The sequence below is a fragment of the Actinocrispum wychmicini genome (genome assembly GCF_004345645.1).
GTDB classification, from domain to species: Bacteria; Actinomycetota; Actinomycetes; order Mycobacteriales; family Pseudonocardiaceae; genus Kibdelosporangium; species Kibdelosporangium wychmicini.
On sequence record NZ_SLWS01000033.1, the window covers coordinates 1 to 2,411 of the forward strand.

Sequence of the window (2,411 nt, forward strand, 5' to 3'; positions counted from 1 at the left end):
GCACGGCTCGCAACGGTCACCACACCGCGCCGCGCCCGGAGGACATCCGGACATGCCGCCAACCGGTCGTTCCCATGAACGCACTCACATGCCGAGGACAGGATGCTCGGCCGTCGATTGTTCGCCGGCTTCGCCTGTCGGGTTGCGCCGGGGTGTCGATGCCGTCGGCACCAATCGTGGCGATGGCGGCAGCGGGGATACCACCGGCGAGGCTTGGAACGCCTGGATCGCGAACGCGGCGAAGCGCTGGGATGCCGCGACCCGGGCAACCGGTGAGGCGGCGTGGATGCCGCTGTTGGCCATGAGCACGAGGATCACGTCGTCCAGGACGAAGTCGGGACGCAGGCGACCGGCATCCTTGGCGAAGTGGACCAGTTCGGCGAGCGAACGCAGCGAGTACGAGCGGATCGCGGCGAAATCCATCGCGTGCGGGAAGGTCGACATGAAGGCCGCCGTGAGGCCTCGGTCGCGGGCGTGCAGTTCACAGAACTTCTCGATCACCAGGCAAAAACCGTGCCACGGATCTGGGTCCGCAAGCCCTTCGTCCACAATGGCCTGGCACGCGCGCATCTGGTCCCCGAATGCCGCGGTGACCAGCATCTCCTTGGTCGGGAAGCGGCGGTAGAGGGTGGCCGGGCCGACCCCGGCGCGCCGAGCGATCTCCCGTATCGGCGCGTCCAGACCTTCGGTGGCGAACACCGCGCGGGCCGCGTCGAGGATGCGTTCGCGGTTGTCCCGAGCGTCGGAGCGCAGCGTGTGAGGCAAATGGTCGGTCACCGCTCTCACTTTAGCTAAGCGGACGGGGGCGTCCGTTAACGTCGGCGGCATCGGCTCGATCGATTCCACAACGAGGAGATGAACGTGAAAGCTGTCGCCATCCAGGCGTTCGGAAGTCCGGAGGGCCTGGCGGTCATCGACGTCGCTGAGCCGGATCCCGCGGACGGGCAAGTGCTGATCACCACCGAGGCGATCGGTGTCGGCGGCGTGGACACCATGATCCGAAGCGGCGCCCTCAGCGCCTACGGCTTCACCGAAGGTCATATCCCCGGTGGCGAAATCGCGGGCACCGTGACCGCGGTCGGCGATGGCGTCGACCCGGCATGGGTCGGTCAGCGGGTGTGGGCGTTCACCGGCGTCGGTGGCGGCTACGCCGAGCACGCGATCGCCCCCGCCACGACACTCATCCGCCTCCCTGCGACCCTGTCAGCTGTTGACGCGGTGACGCTCGGGAGCTCCGCCGCGGTGGCCCACTTCGGCCTTCGCCATGCGCACTTCGCTCCCGGCGAGTCGGTGCTGGTGCGCGGCGCGGCCGGCGGCATCGGGATCATGACAGTCCAGCTCGCGGCCCAGGGTGGTGCCCGTGCGGTGGCGGTGACGACCTCGTCGCTGGAGCGTGGTGACCGCCTGCGCAAGCTCGGCGCTACCCATGTGCTGGACCGCGTCGGTGAGGCAGCGCAAGACGCTCCCGCGGGCTACGACGTCATCATCGACATCGTTGCCGGCACGGCCCTGCCGCTGTTCTTCGCCAGGCTCAACCCGAACGGTCGCATGGTGGTCGTCGGCGCGGTTGCCGGCGACCCACCGGCGGACTTCGCCATGGAGATGTTCGGCGCGTTCCAGAAGTCGATGTCGTTCGCGACGTTCAGCGCCAACACCGTGCCCGCACCCGACCGGCACGCCGTGACCGCCGACCTGCTCGCCGCCGCGAGTCGCGGCGAGTTGGAGCCGGTCGTGCACGAGGTGCTGCCCCTGGAGCGCGCCGTGCTGGCTCACCAGAAGATGGACGCCGGCGAGGTGTTCGGCAGAATCGTGCTCACGCCATCGGGAAGCTAGACCACGCCGCGGCCAAGCGGGTGGCTCAAGTCACTGCCACCGCTCGCCCGCGCAGTGTCTTGACCTGGCTCCAACGTCCGCACATGCCGCTTAGCAGTCGTTCGAGAACGCGGCCTTGGCCAATCGCCAACGCGATAACTTGTTCCAGTTCTGCACCGCTGTCGGTGGTCCCACGACTGGCCACACGGTGGTCCCACGACGGTGGCAGGCGACACGGGCGGAGCGCGGGCGATGCGGGCCGAGCGCGGGCGGAGCACAAGCTGAGCGCGAGCAGAGCACGCGCCCAGCGCACGCCGAGGGCGGGTGGAGTGCGGGCGGTGTGCGCGCCCAGCGCACGCCGAGTGCGGGCCGAGCACAGGCGATGCGGGCCGAGTGCAAGCAGAGTGCGGACCGAGCACAAGCCGAGTGCGGGCGGAGCGCGCGCCCGGCGCGCTAGCCCATGGGTGTGGCCCGGCACGCCGGGGTATGGGTGTGGCGCGCCTAGCGCATGGATGTGGCCTGGCGCGCCAGCGCATCGCTTGGGTGTGGCGCGCCTAGCGCATGGGTGTGGCCTGGCGCGCTAGCGCATGGGTGTGGCT

Annotated in this window: 2 protein-coding genes; one reads left to right on the forward strand and one right to left on the reverse strand. The window is 69.6% G+C overall.

Annotated features, from left to right (window positions below):
* Positions 1-84 precede the first annotated feature (84 nt).
* On the reverse strand, positions 85-777 hold the full coding sequence (locus EV192_RS53455) for a TetR/AcrR family transcriptional regulator (RefSeq protein WP_424923459.1): 693 nt from the start codon (positions 775-777) through the stop codon (positions 85-87).
* A gap of 84 nt (positions 778-861) precedes the next feature.
* Here EV192_RS53455 and EV192_RS53460 point away from each other — a divergent pair, with 84 nt between their 5' ends.
* Positions 862-1,833: a zinc-dependent alcohol dehydrogenase family protein gene (locus EV192_RS53460; protein WP_132126530.1), complete on the forward strand. Its 972-nt coding sequence runs from the start codon at positions 862-864 to the stop codon at positions 1,831-1,833.
* Positions 1,834-2,411 lie beyond the last annotated feature (578 nt).